This window comes from bacterium, from assembly GCA_035419245.1.
In the GTDB taxonomy this organism is placed as follows: Bacteria; Zhuqueibacterota; Zhuqueibacteria; order Residuimicrobiales; family Residuimicrobiaceae; genus JAKPUX01.
In genome coordinates this window covers 343,114-357,100 of record DAOLSP010000001.1, presented here as the reverse complement: position 1 = coordinate 357,100, position 13,987 = coordinate 343,114, and the positions used below count along the sequence as shown (strand labels likewise).

Sequence of the window (13,987 nt, the reverse complement as noted above, 5' to 3'; positions counted from 1 at the left end):
GCCGCGGCGTTAACCGATTTGACAAGAAAGGAAAGGCCGATATGGATTTGTCAACCACCTATATGGGATTGAAATTAAAGAATCCGTTGGTCCCCTCCGCTTCTCCGCTTTCCAAGGAACTAGACACCATTAAAAAACTGGAAGACGCCGGTGCGGCGGCGATCGTCCTCTATTCGTTATTCGAGGAGCAGATCTCCTATGAGGCCGAGGAACTGGACCATTTTCTCACCTACGGCACCGACAGCTTCGCCGAGGCCCTGAGTTATTTTCCGCAGGCCCAGGAGTTCAATCTGGGTCCGGAGGGCTATCTCGAGCATATTCGCAAGGCCAAGCAGGCTACCGGGATTCCGATCATCGCCAGCCTCAACGGCGTCTCCACCGGCGGCTGGATCGACTATGCGAAAAAGATGGAGCAGGCCGGCGCTGACGGTCTCGAACTCAATGTCTACATGCTGGCGACCGATCCGGCTCGTTCGAGCGCCGAGATCGAGGAAGTCTATGTTGAGGTGCTCAAGGCGGTCAAGAGCAGCGTCAAGATCCCGGTTGCCATGAAGCTGAGTCCCTACTTCAGCGCCATGGCCGCGATGGCCAAGCGTTTGGACGAGGCCGGTGCCGATGCCCTGGTGCTTTTCAACCGCTTCTATCAGCCCGATCTCGATCTGGAAGCGCTCGAAGTCAAACCCGGCATCACCCTGAGTACCCCCGCCGACCTGCGCCTGCCGCTGCGCTGGATTGCGATTCTTTACGGGCGGATCAAGGCGAGCATGGCCGGGAGCAGTGGTGTCTATACAGCTGCGGACGCCCTCAAGCTAATTATGGCGGGTGCGGATGTCGCCAACCTGTGCGCCGCCCTACTGAAAAACGGCCCCGCCCATCTGGGGAAGGTGCTAGACGAGATGAGCGCCTGGCTCGAGGAGCACGAATATGCCAGTCTCAAAATGGCACGAGGCAGCATGAGCCAGAAGAATGTGGCCGAGCCCGCCGCTTATGAGCGCGCCAACTATATCAAGGCCCTCAACAGCTATACCCGCTGAGGCTTGTTTGACAATGCAACCGGAAAGCCGGCTGTCCACCGCGACGACCGGCTTTTTTATACCCGGTTGGCTGGTTACGCTGAATAGGCCTTGATTATTATCCATCGAATCGCTAAACTTGACAAGGGGTACCGATAACGCCGGACCGTAGCCACGCTTTCCACCCACGGGAGGAACATCCATGGTTAGGGAACTGATAAAGGCCGCACGCCAGCAAATCAAAAGCACACTGGTGTTGCGCAACGCGCGGGTCGTCAACGTCTATTCCGGCGAGATTATGGCGACCGACGTGGCTGTCTACAAGGATACCATAGTCGCTCTGGGCAGCGGCTACCGCGGCGAAGAGGAGATCGATCTTAAGGGAAAATATCTCGCTCCCGGATTCATCGACGGCCATGTCCATATCGAAAGTTCGATGGTGGAGGTGCCACAGTTCGGCCGCGCGGTGGTCCCTCTGGGGACGACTTCGGTGGTCGCCGACCCGCACGAAATTGCCAATGTCCTCGGTTATGAAGGTATCCGCTATATGATGGATGCCAGTAAATACAATCCCTTAAACGTTTTCTTTATGCTCTCTTCCTGTGTCCCAGCATCACCGCTGGAGTCCGCGGGCTCGGAATTGCGGGCGTTCGATATTTTCCCCTTTTTGGGCGAACGATGGGTGCTTGGCCTGGGTGAGATGATGAATTATCCCGGTGTGCTTAATGCCGAACCGGATGTGCTCGACAAGATCAACATTGTCACCGAAAAGCGCATCGACGGCCACGCCCCCGGATTGAGCGGGCCGGATCTGGCTGCCTATATTGCCGCGGGTATCGAGTCGGACCATGAATGTACCACTGTCGACGAGGCCCGTGAAAAACTCGCCATGGGCATGCACATCATGATCCGCGAGGGATCGGGCACCAAGAACCTGCACGACCTGCTCCCCCTGATCACCCGGGAGAACGAACGCCGCTGCTTTTTTTGCACCGACGACCGCCATCCCGATGACATCCTGCGCGAAGGACATATCAATTTTATAATTAAAAGCGCCATCAAGGAGGGGCTCGATCCCGTCACCGCGGTGCGGATGGCAACCCTCAACCCCGCAGAATATTTCGGGTTACGCAAGCTCGGAGCGATCGGACCGGGAAAACGGGCGGACATGGTGGTTTTTGACGATTTTGACGCCTTTCATATTGGTCAGGTCTATAAAAACGGGGTGCTGGTGGCCGTGGATGGCGTTCCGGTTTATGATTTGCCGGTGCGTAAACCGGCCATGCTGCGCAGCTCGGTGAACATTAAATGGCTGGAGGGCGGCGAGTTCAAAATACCGGTAACGGGCAGCCGCTGCCGGGTTATCGAAGTCATTCCGGATCAGATCGTGACCCAGATGATCGAGATCGAGCCGACCACCCGGGATGGCCATGTCGTCTCGGATCCTGGCCGTGACCTTCTACGGATTTATGTGCTGGAGCGCCATCGCGCATCGGGCAATATCGGCAAAGGTCTGGTGACCGGGTTCGGCTTGACACGCGGAGCGATCGCCTCCTCGATCGGTCACGATAGTCATAACATCATTGCCATCGGCGTAGGGGATCGCGATATTATGAAGGCGGTGACGACGATCAACAAGATGGGCGGTGGCATCGCTATCGTCGCTGATGGAGTGGTGATGGAGTCCCTCGAGCTTCCTATTGCCGGTTTGATGTCCAACAAGCCCATCGAGTTCGTCAGCAAACGCACCCGTGACCTGATCACCGCGTGCCGCAATCTTGGCGTCTCTCTCAAGGATCCCCTGATGACCCTCTCCTTCATGGCCCTGCCGGTCATTCCGCGCCTCAAACTAACGGACCGTGGGCTGGTGGATGTGGAAAAATTTGCCCATGTGAATCTTTTTATTGATTCCGACTGAGGCGGTGCGGATCTTACAAAATATCAGAGAAGGGGTGTTGCTGATGCTGTCGTGGGGACGCCGGCATTGGCCACTCAACCTTATCGCTCGGAGGGAGAGTGAGGCAGCGGGCAAGCTGCTGGCCCAAATCCCTATCTCGCGCCACTGGATGGCCGACATCGGCAGTGGATCGGGCTCAGCCGTTGTCGCGCTGCGGTCGGAGCGCTGCATCGGCGTGGACCGCTCCTGGCGAATGGCGCGCCGGGCGATCCAGGGAGGCTGCCTGCACGCGGTTTGTGCCGATGCAGAAGTTCTGCCTCTGGCATCTGACCGTTTTGGGCTCTTGCTTGCTATTGGTGTGGTGGAATACCTCAGGGATCCAGCACCCCTTCTTAAAGAAGCTGCGCGGATTCTCCAGTATGACGGCTGGATGCTTTTGACGGTCACCCCCGAGGGGTGGAACCTGCCTTTCCGCAGGTTGGCCGGCTTACCTGTATATATCCACCATGAAGAAGATCTAACCCTGCTTTTCCAAGAGTATCAGCTGCAGGTCAAGGCATGGGCGCGAACTGCAACCCAGATCTTGTATCTCCTGCAAAAAGTGCACGCCGCCGGGCCTGACCTGTCACCGCCGTGAACGGATGCGGTTATGCGGCGCGGGATCCTGGACGATCAACCCAGCCGCAGAGAACCCAATCGGTACTTTCCAGAACGGAGTCGGAGTGAAGTTTATACCCTGTGCCATACCAGATCTGGTGCTCATTGAATTCGATGTCCATGCCGACGCACGTGGTTATTTTATCGAAAGTTACAACCAGAGGACATTTCACCAGGCGGGCCTCCAGGTCGAGTTTATCCAGGACAACATCAGCGTCTCTGCAAGAGGAACGCTGCGCGGCCTCCATTACCAGCTCAATCCCCATGCCCAGGGCAAGCTGGTCCGTGTGACACAGGGTCAGGTCTTCGATGTCGCGGTGGATATCCGCAGGGGATCACCCTGGTATGGCCAATGGGTGGGGGTGGAGCTCTCGGAGGAGAACAAGAAGGCCCTCTACATCCCTCCCGGTTTTGCTCATGGATTTTACGTTCAGAGCGAACGGGCGCAGTTCATGTACAAATGCACCCAATTGTACAGCCCCCACGTGGATCGTGGCATTATTTGGAATGATCCGGAGATCGGTATTGCCTGGCCGCTTTCGGGCGAGCTGATCCTGTCGGAGAAGGACAAAGTGCGGCCGTCCTTGGCCGCGGCCGACAATAATTTCACCTACGTCGGGTAGAAGCTAGAACAACCGCCGATATGACGCTTTATTTTTTTCCCCTTTCGGGCGCCGGATCCAGTATCCGGCGCCATTTTTTTGCGCCTTGCGTTGCATGAAATCCTTGCCGAATAGCCGCAGCACCAGCCCCAGGGGGGTCAGGACCACATAGAAGAGCAGAGTGAGCAGGAGGCGGGAGATCAGGCCGCCGAGGGCGAAAGCCAGTACCATCCAGGCGACATGGAGCGGGCGCAGCCACTGCGGGCGGAGGAGGGCGACAGCGAGCAGCATCAGGATGAGTGCGACGATCCACAGGGTAGTGCCGGCATCTGTTTTGAAAAAGAAGAGATAGGCGCCGACCAGCAGCAAGGCGCTCGAAAGGACCGCGGCGAATTTCTGAAGAGAGCGGTTGTCCCGCGGCAGCCGTCTGATTCCATCCCGGATATCGCTAATCCAGCTCATGATGTTTTCTCCACGCGTCGCTCTCTGTGTAGGGGGGTTGTTCCTTTTTGTCCAGCAGAAAGTGTCCCATAACCAGATAATCCATTTCGGTCCGCATAAAGCAACGCCAGGCCTCTTCGGGGGTGCAGACAATGGGTTCGCCGCGCACGTTGAAGGAGGTGTTGATGATCACCGGGCAGCCGGTCTGCTGAAAAAAGTGCTGGACCAGGCGGTGGAGGAGGCCATGGTCGCGGGCGGAAAGGGTCTGCACCCGGGCCGAAAAATCGACGTGGGTGACGGCAGGGATCTCCGAGCGCACCACCTTGAGTTTATCCATGCCCCAAAGCTTCTCCTCGCCGTCAGGGATGGTGCGGCGTTTTTCTGCGCGCACGGGTGCCGTCAGCAGCATATAGGGACTGGGCTGGTCGAGGTCAAACCACCTGGAGCATTCTTCCTCAAGCACGGCCGGCGCGAAGGGGCGAAAGCTCTCGCGAAACTTGATCTTGAGGTTCATGCGCGATTGCATCCGGGGGGAACGGGCGTCGCCGATGATCGAACGGCTGCCGAGGGCGCGCGGCCCGAATTCCATGCGGCCCTGGAACCAGCCGATGACTTGTTCATCGGCGATAAGCCCGGCGACGCGCTCGAGCAGCTTCTCCGTGGCCAGCTTGTGATAGGGCACCTTTTTCTCTTCAAGTAAAGCCTGGATCGCCTCATCCGCGAATTCGGGACCGATCAGGGAGCCCTGCTGGCGATCATGAGAGCCGCGCAGGGGCCGGCCGTTATCGAGGATCTGATGCCAGGCGAAGAGGGCCGCTCCGAGCGCGCCGCCGGCATCCCCGGAAGCGGGCTGGATCCAGAGCCTAGCGAAGGGGCCTTCGCGCAGAATGCGGCCGTTGCCGACACAGTTAAGGGCGACGCCCCCCGCGAGGCAGAGATGTTTGCTTTTGGTTTCGCGGTGGACATGTCTGGCCATGCGCAGCATGACCATCTCGGTCACCTCCTGGATGGAGCGGGCGAGATCCATGTCACGCTGTGTCAGGGGGCTTTCCGGCTTGCGCGGAGGACCGCCGAAGAGCTTGTGAAAGCGGCGGCCGGTCATGGTCAGCCCCGCTCCGTAATTAAAGTAGGCCATATTAAGGCGGAAAGAGCCATCCTCACGGAGGTCGATGAGATGGTCGAGAATGGTCTGGACATAACGCGGCTCGCCATAGGGCGCCAAACCCATCACCTTGTACTCACCGGAATTGACCTTGAACCCGGTGTAGTAGGTGAAGGCCGAATAGAGCAGGCCAAGCGAGTGCGGGAAGTGGATATCGGCGTTGAGGACGAGATGGTTGCCGCGGCCGCTGCCCCAAGAGGAGGTGGTCCATTCGCCAACGCCATCCATGGTCAGGATCGCGGACTCCTCGAAGGGGGAGGGGAAAAAGGCAGCGGCGGCATGCGCCTCATGATGTTCGGTGAAGAGAATCTCGCCGGCATAGTCGAGTTCCTTGCGAATGAGATCGGGAATCCAGAGTTTTTTTTTCAGCCAGAGGGGCATGGCCTTGAGGTAGCTGCCCAGTCCGAGCGGGGCATAGCTTAGGGTCGTCTCGAGGATCCGCTCGAACTTGACCAGGGGCTTCTCGTAAAATACGATATAATCAAGGTCTGCAGGTCTAATGTCCGCCGCCTGCAGGCAGTAGCCGATAGCCTGGCGGGGGAATTCGTGATCGTGTTTGATGCGGCTGAAGCGTTCCTCTTGGGCGGCAGCGAGGATGGCTCCATCGCGCACAAGGGCGGCGGCACTGTCGTGATAATAACAGGAAAGTCCGAGGATATTCATGGCGAATAAGGCCCGGTTAATTATGATTATAGGCTGCCAGGACCGGCAGAAGTTCCTCCGGCGTTTCGATGAAGTGGTCCGGACGCAGGGACTTGAGAAAATCCGAGTCTGCATAGCCCCAGCCGACGCCGCAGCAGGCGACACCGGCAGCCTGGGCAGCGAGGAGATCGTTGTCAGTATCCCCCACCATGAGCGCCTGATCCGGGTCGATGCCAAAGTGGTCCAAGGCATGCAAAATCATATCCGGGGCAGGCTTGATATGATGGACCAGCTCCGGTCCAACCAGTAATTTAAAGTATTTGTCGAGATCGATGGCTCTAAGCAGCGCCCGGCTTTGCACGAGCCGTTTGTTGGTCACGACTGCCAGACGATACGCCCTGAGGGATTCCAGCAGAGCCACAATGCCGGGAAAGGGACGGCTGCGTTCCGCGCAAATCCTGAGGTAATAGGGGCGGAAGATCTCGAGGTAGGGTTCGAGCAGGTGGGCCTGTTTTTCGCCCAGGACTGTGGCGGCAAAGCGGTCAGCTCCGGGGCCGATCGCCTTGAGGGCCTCTTCCAGGGGCAGGGGGGGCAGACCCAGCTGTCCCCGGGCATAATTGATGGCGCGGTGCACATCCGGAGCGGTATCGACCAGGGTGCCATCGAGATCGAAGAGGATCGCCTGCACGTTGAATTCCTTAAAGAGGGTGAGCGGATTATAAAAATAAAATTTACGAAGCCTATTCCAGAAGTGCAACGGATTAATGTTGGAGCCTCGAGGGGGACCGTAATTTGAATTTGCTTTTGCCGGGCAATTTGCTAAATTACTCCGGATGTCAAGCCGCGTCGTATTAAGGAAGCCAAAGCGTGAATTCCGTGGTCCCGTTGCCGCCGGATCGCCTGCCCGGCTTGAGCCGGTTGGCTGTCGATTATCTGATCCATTCCCCGCGTTTGCTGGATTTTTTTGCCGGTGATTACAGCAGCCCGGAAGCCTGGACACAGCGTGCCGCCGTGGTGCTTGCAGCGGAACATGCGGACCGGCGGCAAGTCGTCGAGGTTTTACGCCGGCAGAACCAGGATCTCGGCGGCAGCGACCCGACTCTGGCCGCCCTCCGGGCCCTTGAATCTCCGGATGCCTTGGCCATCGTCACTGGCCAGCAGGCCGGGCTTTTCGGTGGACCCCTCTATACCCTTTACAAAGCGCTGACCGCCTGCAAGCTGGCGCATCACTGGTCCAGGGAGCTGAACCGGAAGGTCGTGCCGGTCTTCTATGTGGTCTCCGAAGATCATGATTTCGTCGAAGTTCAGAGCGCCGGCTATCTGGACAAGGACCACCACTTTCGAAAGGTTCTCTATGCCCCGGCACTTCCGGGGGAACGCATTCCGGTCGGTCAGATTGTGCTCGAAGAGGGGATCGCAGCGCTTATTGCGGAGCTGATCGGCACCCAGTCCGGCGGCGAGTTCAAGGCCGAGATCTCCGGTAGACTGGCAGCCTGTTACCAGCCAGGAGACATGTTCGGCCGCGCCTTCCTCCGCTGGTATGCCTGGTTACTGCAAGATCAGGGGATGATTTTCCTGGATCCTGCCGATCCGGAACTCAAACGACTGGGATCTCCCGTATTTCGGGCTGAACTGGAAGGCGATCTCACCGCCATGGGGATGCAAAACGCCAACGCCCGGCTGCAGGCCCTGGGGTATCATCAGCAACTCCCGGTGCAGCCACAGCGTCCGAGCATCATGCTGCTCCGCGATGGCCGTCATGGACTGGAACGGGTCGAGGGGGGATGGCGGAATCTCAACCGGGGGGAGATCCTGACCTTTGACGAATTGATCGGTAGTCCCGAGCAACTCAGCCCCAAAGCGGCCTTGCGGCCGGTGTTCGAGGATTACCTGCTGCCCACGCTTGCCTATGTGGGCGGTCCAGGCGAGATCGCCTATTGGGCACAACTCAAGGAGGTTTATGCCGGCTTTGGCTTGCCCATGCCCCTGGTGGTGCCGCGGGCGGGATTTACCCTTGTTGAAGGAAAAAGCCGGCGGGCGTTGGAACGTTTTGTGATCGATCCGGCCGCATTTCTGGCGGAACCCGAAGCGACTCTTGCGGTGGCGCGCGAGCGCCTGTTGCCTTCGGCGTTGGCCAGCGAGTTGACCCAGTTCAGGGATCGCGTCCAGAAGAGCTGGCCCTTGTTGCTGGAGCACATCACCGCCCTTGATGCCACCTTGCAGAGCCCGGCGGAGAAGACCCTTCAGCAAATACTCAATGGTCTGCAGCAGTTGGAGCACAAGGTGACGCGTGCCGCCGAGGAGAAGCAAACCTCGGCGCAGGCGCAGTTACAGGCCCTGACGGAGGCCCTCCTCCCCGGCGGGCAGCTCCAGGAACGGCAGCTCAATGCCGTCCCCTTTCTCTGCCGCCACGGGCGTGGTCTGATCGAACGGCTCTACCAGTCCATAACGGCCACCGATCCGGGACATCAGGTGTACGAAATCTGAGTGCTATGGAATGCGAGGAGAAAATGAACAAGGCCTTGGATATATTGGCATTTGGCGCCCATCCCGACGATGTTGAGCTGATGGCGGGCGGGACCATCATCAAGCTGGTGCAGCAGGGATACCGGTTGGGGATGATCTCGCTGACGGCGGGCGAAATGGGCACCCGCGGCACTCCGGAAATTCGCCGCAGTGAGTTCGCCGCGGCGGCGGAGATCATGGGCTTGGCGATGCACCGGATGCTCGACATCCCTGATGGCGGGGTCTCCGAGAGTGAGGAGAACAAGCGCAAGGTCATCGAGTCGATCCGGACTTGGCGACCGGCCCTGCTTTTTGCTCCCTATTGGGAGACGCGCCATCCTGATCATGCCCACTGTTCGAATCTGGTGCGCGAAGCGGCCTTTCTGGCGGGCCTGAAAAAGATCGAAACCGGCCAGCCTCATTTCCGCCCCCAGCGGCTGGTTTATTATTGTGAGCATTATCACTTTAATCCCTCTTTTGTGGTCGATGTCTCCGATACCTTTGAGCGCCGTCTGGAGGCGATCCGCGCCTATCAATCGCAGGTGTTCAATCCGGACGCCGTCCTGGCGGATGCGGACGAGAGGACCCATATCAGCAGCCCCGAGTATTTCCGCTCGATTTATGCGCGGGCCGAGTATTGGGGAGGACGGATCGGGGTGCAGTATGGTGAGCCATTCCTGATCCGCGAGACGCTCGGGGTGAAGGATCCCTTTTCGCTGTTGATTGGCGCGCGCGGGGCGTGAGAGGTTCATGCGTTACCGCGGCAGCCGGCTGGAATAGACTTCGGCGAGAAAGCGGGAGATGGTTTGCATCATCTCGGGATTGGGAAGCAAAAAAGAGTCGTGACCATACCAGGTGTTGAACTCCCTGAAGGTTACGGCTTTTTTGTTTTTTTCGAGGAGGTGGAGCAGCTCGAGGGATTGCGAGGTGGGATAGAGCCAGTCCGAGGTGAAGGAAAGGATGAGATAGCGCGCACGGACATTTTGGAAGGCCTGATCAAGTGAGCCGTAATCGCGTGCCAAGTCGAAATAGTCAATGGCTTTGGTGATGTAGAGATACGAGTTGGCGTCGAAGCGGGCGACGAAGCTTTCGCCCTGGTGGCGCAGGTAACTCTCGACTTCGAAGTCGATACCGAAATCGAAGCCGTAGTCTTCCTTGTCGCGCAGCCTGCGACCGAATTTACGCTGCATCGACTCCTCGCTGAGGTAGGTGATGTGGGCGAGCATGCGCGCCGTCGCCAGGCCCCTGGCGGGATTTTTCCCATGACGCTGATAGTCGCCGCCGCACCAGTCCGCATCCGCATAAATGGCCTGACGGCCGACCTCGTTCCACCCGATCTGCATGGCGTTTTGGCGGCAGGTAGTGGCAATGGGGATGACGGCAGCCACACGTTCCGGGGCGGCGATGCTCCACTGCAAGGCTTGCATGCCTCCCATTGAGCCCCCGACCACACAGAGCAGGCGCTTGATCCCGAGGTAGTCGATCAACTGTATCTGGGCGCGGACCATGTCGGCGATAGTCACCACCGGAAAGCCGAGGGCATAGGGTCGGCCGGTGGCGGGATGGATTGAAGAGGGGCCGGTCGATCCCTGGCACCCCCCGATGACGTTGGAACAGATGACGCAGTATTGATCGATATCGAAGGGACGGCCGTGCCCAACCATGAAATCCCACCAACCCGGCCGGTGGTCGTCGGGATGGTGCCAGCCGGCGACGTGTGCATCCCCCGAGAGGGCATGCAGAATGAGAATGGCGTTGTCGCGCGCGGCATTGAGCGCGCCATAGCATTCATATGCGAGGGTGATCGGACCAAGACGCCCACCATTGTCCAGCGCCATTTCGTGCGGCGGCTCGGCGAAGGTGAAGGTTTGGCGCTGGACGACGCCGACGGAATCTGCTGGGATCACCATCAGGACCTCTGGACCGCGGCATCCAAGGCCTGGTCGAGATCGGCCTTTAGATCCTCGAGATGTTCGAGGCCGATGGAGAGGCGGATCAAATCGGGGGTGATCCCGCCTGCGACCTGCTGCGCCGTAGTGAGTTGGGAGTGAGTTGTGCTGGCCGGGTGGATCGCCAGACTTTTGGCATCGCCGACGTTGGCGACATGAGAGAAGAGTCCCAGATGGTCGATGAAGGCCGCTCCGGCCTTGAGGCCGCCCCGGATTCCAAAAACCACCATGCCGCCGAAGCCCCGGCGCAGATACTTCCGGGCTGTGGCATGGGTGGGGTGATCGGGCAACCCGGGATACCGGACCCAGGCAACTGCCGGGTGTTGCTGCAAATATTCGGCAACCGCCAGGGCATTTTCGCTATGGCGCTGCATCCGCAAGGGGAGCGTCTCGATGCCCTGGAGGAAAATCCAGGCGTTGTCTGGCGAGATGCACGCCCCGAGATTGCGCAGGGGCACCAGGCGCAGCCGCATGATGAAGGCGAGGGGATTGAGCTCGCCCAGATCATGGGCGTAGCGCAAACCATGATACCCGGGATCCGGCTGGTTGAAGAGCGTGAAACGGGGATCGCTCCAGTCGAAGGTTCCTTTATCGATGACGATGCCGCCGATGCCGGTACCATGGCCGCCGAGCCATTTGGTCAGGGAGTGACAGACGATATCCGCGCCATGATCGAGCGGGCGCAGCAGCCAGGGGGTCGTAAAGGTCGAGTCGACAATAAAGGGCAGGTGGTGGCGGTGAGCGACCGCGGCGATCTCTTGCAGGTCGATGACCTCCAGAGCGGGATTGCCGATGGTCTCGGCATAGAGGGCCCGCGTCCGGTCCGTGATCGCTGCTGCAAATTGAACTGGATCCCCCGGATCGACAAAGTGGCAACGGATGCCGAATTGCGGCAGGAGGGTGTCGAACATGGTGTAGGTACCACCATAGAGATTTCTGGCCGCGACGATCTCATCCCCGGCCTGGCAGATATTGATGATGGCATAAAAGATGGCCGAGGTGCCGGAGGCGATAGCAAGAGCGGCAGCGCCGCCCTCGAGGGCGGCCATCCGCTGCTCGAGGACTTCCTGGGTGGGATTGCCGAGGCGCGTATAGATGTTGCCCATCTCCTTGAGTGCGAAAAGATCCGCGGCGTGGGCCGAATTACGGAAAAGGTAGGCACTGGTGCGATGGAGCGGCACGGCCTGCGCGCCGGTAAGCGGGTCCGCCTGTTGTCCGGCGTGAAGGGCTAATGTTTCGAAATGGAGGGTAACCTGTTTCATCATTTTCGCCTTGTTGGTTATCATTCCCGGAATATGGCGTAATATACAACAATATGTGCTAATTCACCAGAGCGAATCGGCGGGAAGGCGGCTTTTATTTATTTTGCTTCCCAGTTAAAAATTCGATATTTTGTTGTTTGTATAATGGTTTTCCGCGCCCGGCCACGCCGTGGCGCAATTCTGAAAGAAAGGATGCAAAGCGAAATGGAAACTGAAATCCGCGCGCCCCGGGGCCGGACACTAAGCTGCAAGGGCTGGATCCAGGAAGCCGCCTTGCGTATGCTGATGAACAACCTTGATCCGGATGTGGCCGAACAGCCTCAGGATTTGATCGTCTACGGCGGCACCGGCAAGGCCGCGCGCAATTGGGACTGCTACCATGCCCTGGTCCGCGCGCTGCGGAGCCTGGAGCATGATGAAACCCTGCTGGTGCAGTCGGGCAAGCCGGTGGCTGTCTTCCGGACGCACGAGAATGCGCCCCGGGTGCTGATTTCTAATGGGATGATCGTGCCGCGCTGGGCTACCTGGGATGAATTCCGCCGCCTTGAGGGTCTGGGCTTGACTATGTATGGCCAGATGACGGCGGGGAGCTGGATTTATATCGGCTCGCAGGGGATCCTTCAGGGAACTTACGAAACCTTTGCCAGCTGTGCGGAGCGCTATTTTGGCGGAACGCTGGCAGGCCGGCTGCTGGTGACCGCCGGTCTGGGGGGGATGGGCGGCGCTCAGCCGCTGGCGGCGACTATGAATGGCGCCGCTTGCTTGTGCGTCGAGGTGGACCGGCATCGTCTTGAGCGGCGTCTCCAGACCCGCTATCTGGATGTCTTCTGTGAGACCCTTGATGAAGCCTTGGATCGGGTCCTGGAAGCGCGCCGCCGTCAGGAACCGCTTTCGGTGGGTCTGCTGGGCAATGCCGCGGAGGTCCTGCCCGAGCTGGTGGTGCGCGGCCTGGTTCCGGATGTGCTCACCGATCAGACCTCCGCCCACGATGTCCTGAACGGCTATGTCCCGCATGGTCTTCCCTTCGCGGAGGCACTGGCGCTGCGGAGTACCGATCCTGGCCGCTATCAGGCCATGGCGAGGGCTTCCATTGTCCGACAGGTCGAGGCGATGCTGGCGCTGCAAAAGGCTGGTGCGGTGACCTTCGATTATGGCAATAATATCCGCGGCGAAGCCTTTGCCAATGGCCTGCACAAGGCCTTCGACATCCCCGGTTTCGTTCCGGAGTTCATCCGGCCGCTTTTTTGCCTGGGAAAGGGGCCCTTCCGGTGGGCGGCGCTGAGCGGCGCGCCAGAGGATATCTATGCCACGGACGCCGCGCTGCTCAAGGCTTTCCCTGAAAACACCGCATTGCAGCGCTGGATCACCCGGGCGCAAAAGCAGGTGCAGTTTCAGGGATTGCCTTCCCGTATCTGCTGGCTGGGTTACGGCGAGCGCGCCCGGATGGGGAAGATATTCAATGATCTGGTCGCTTCCGGCGAGGTCCAGGCGCCTCTCGTCATCGGTCGCGATCATCTGGACGCCGGGTCGGTGGCATCGCCCAACCGCGAGACCGAACGGATGCGCGACGGCAGTGACGCCATCGCCGACTGGCCGATCCTGAACGCGCTTATCAATGCGGTCGGCGGCGCAAGCTGGATCTCCGTCCACCATGGTGGCGGCGTGGGCATCGGCAATTCGCTGCATGCAGGGATGGTTATTGTCGCCGACGGCACGCGCGAAGCCGCTGTTCGGCTGGAACGCGTACTCACCACCGATCCCGGCCTGGGAGTGGTCCGCCACGCCGATGCCGGATATGAGCTCGCGATCGAGGCGGCGCGATCAATGCATATTAAAATGCCAATGCTGGATTAACGG

Annotated in this window: 12 protein-coding genes; 7 read left to right on the top strand and 5 right to left on the bottom strand. The window is 59.3% G+C overall.

What is annotated here, in order from left to right:
• The first annotated feature begins 41 nt into the window (after positions 1-41).
• From PLH32_01410 to rfbC, 4 genes are all read left to right on the top strand, one after another.
• Positions 42-1,034: a dihydroorotate dehydrogenase-like protein gene (locus PLH32_01410; protein ID HQJ63247.1), complete on the top strand. Its 993-nt coding sequence runs from the start codon at positions 42-44 to the stop codon at positions 1,032-1,034.
• A gap of 181 nt (positions 1,035-1,215) precedes the next feature.
• On the top strand, positions 1,216-2,931 hold the full coding sequence (gene ade, locus PLH32_01405; GenBank protein HQJ63246.1) for an adenine deaminase: 1,716 nt from the start codon (positions 1,216-1,218) through the stop codon (positions 2,929-2,931).
• Positions 2,918-3,547 (top strand): class I SAM-dependent methyltransferase, encoded by a 630-nt coding sequence (locus PLH32_01400; GenBank protein HQJ63245.1) that lies wholly within the window; start codon positions 2,918-2,920, stop codon positions 3,545-3,547. The genes ade and PLH32_01400 overlap by 14 nt, the downstream gene beginning before the upstream one ends.
• An 85-nt stretch (positions 3,548-3,632) precedes the next feature.
• Positions 3,633-4,190, top strand: a complete 558-nt coding sequence (gene rfbC, locus PLH32_01395; protein ID HQJ63244.1) for a dTDP-4-dehydrorhamnose 3,5-epimerase — start codon at positions 3,633-3,635, stop codon at positions 4,188-4,190.
• A 3-nt stretch (positions 4,191-4,193) separates the two neighbouring features.
• Here the strand turns inward: rfbC and PLH32_01390 are convergent, their stop codons facing one another.
• From PLH32_01390 to PLH32_01380, 3 genes are read right to left on the bottom strand one after another with little or no spacing between them, the layout of a single operon-like run.
• A complete protein-coding gene (locus PLH32_01390; GenBank protein ID HQJ63243.1) occupies positions 4,194-4,631 on the bottom strand; it encodes an SxtJ family membrane protein in 438 nt (145 codons plus the stop codon).
• Complete coding sequence (locus PLH32_01385) at positions 4,618-6,435, bottom strand: carbamoyltransferase (protein ID HQJ63242.1); 1,818 nt, start codon at positions 6,433-6,435, stop codon at positions 4,618-4,620. Before PLH32_01385 ends, PLH32_01390 begins: the two co-directional genes overlap by 14 nt.
• A gap of 16 nt (positions 6,436-6,451) precedes the next feature.
• Positions 6,452-7,102: an HAD-IA family hydrolase gene (locus tag PLH32_01380; GenBank protein HQJ63241.1), complete on the bottom strand. Its 651-nt coding sequence runs from the start codon at positions 7,100-7,102 to the stop codon at positions 6,452-6,454.
• A gap of 179 nt (positions 7,103-7,281) precedes the next feature.
• On the opposite strand from PLH32_01380, the gene bshC reads away from it, so the two are divergent.
• Positions 7,282-8,901 (top strand): bacillithiol biosynthesis cysteine-adding enzyme BshC, encoded by a 1,620-nt coding sequence (bshC, locus tag PLH32_01375; protein ID HQJ63240.1) that lies wholly within the window; start codon positions 7,282-7,284, stop codon positions 8,899-8,901.
• A 23-nt stretch (positions 8,902-8,924) separates the two neighbouring features.
• On the top strand, positions 8,925-9,662 hold the full coding sequence (bshB1, locus tag PLH32_01370; GenBank protein ID HQJ63239.1) for a bacillithiol biosynthesis deacetylase BshB1: 738 nt from the start codon (positions 8,925-8,927) through the stop codon (positions 9,660-9,662).
• A 12-nt stretch (positions 9,663-9,674) separates the two neighbouring features.
• On the opposite strand, the gene PLH32_01365 is transcribed toward bshB1, so the two are convergent.
• Positions 9,675-10,829 (bottom strand): homoserine O-acetyltransferase, encoded by a 1,155-nt coding sequence (locus PLH32_01365; GenBank protein HQJ63238.1) that lies wholly within the window; start codon positions 10,827-10,829, stop codon positions 9,675-9,677.
• The gene (locus PLH32_01360) at positions 10,829-12,130 is read right to left on the bottom strand and encodes an O-acetylhomoserine aminocarboxypropyltransferase/cysteine synthase (GenBank protein ID HQJ63237.1); all 1,302 of its coding nucleotides are present in this window, start codon (positions 12,128-12,130) and stop codon (positions 10,829-10,831) included. Before PLH32_01360 ends, PLH32_01365 begins: the two co-directional genes overlap by 1 nt.
• A 192-nt stretch (positions 12,131-12,322) precedes the next feature.
• On the opposite strand from PLH32_01360, the gene hutU reads away from it, so the two are divergent.
• Positions 12,323-13,984, top strand: a complete 1,662-nt coding sequence (gene hutU, locus PLH32_01355; protein ID HQJ63236.1) for a urocanate hydratase — start codon at positions 12,323-12,325, stop codon at positions 13,982-13,984.
• Positions 13,985-13,987 lie beyond the last annotated feature (3 nt).

Coding starts and splice junctions, on each gene's coding strand:
- PLH32_01410 (HQJ63247.1), top strand. CDS start 42: ATGGATTTGTCAACCACCTATATGGGATTGAAATTAAAGAATCCGTTG.
- ade (HQJ63246.1), top strand. CDS start 1,216: ATGGTTAGGGAACTGATAAAGGCCGCACGCCAGCAAATCAAAAGCACA.
- PLH32_01390 (HQJ63243.1), bottom strand. CDS start 4,631: ATGAGCTGGATTAGCGATATCCGGGATGGAATCAGACGGCTGCCGCGG.
- PLH32_01385 (HQJ63242.1), bottom strand. CDS start 6,435: ATGAATATCCTCGGACTTTCCTGTTATTATCACGACAGTGCCGCCGCC.
- bshB1 (HQJ63239.1), top strand. CDS start 8,925: ATGAACAAGGCCTTGGATATATTGGCATTTGGCGCCCATCCCGACGAT.
- PLH32_01365 (HQJ63238.1), bottom strand. CDS start 10,829: ATGGTGATCCCAGCAGATTCCGTCGGCGTCGTCCAGCGCCAAACCTTC.
- PLH32_01360 (HQJ63237.1), bottom strand. CDS start 12,130: ATGAAACAGGTTACCCTCCATTTCGAAACATTAGCCCTTCACGCCGGA.
- hutU (HQJ63236.1), top strand. CDS start 12,323: ATGCAAAGCGAAATGGAAACTGAAATCCGCGCGCCCCGGGGCCGGACA.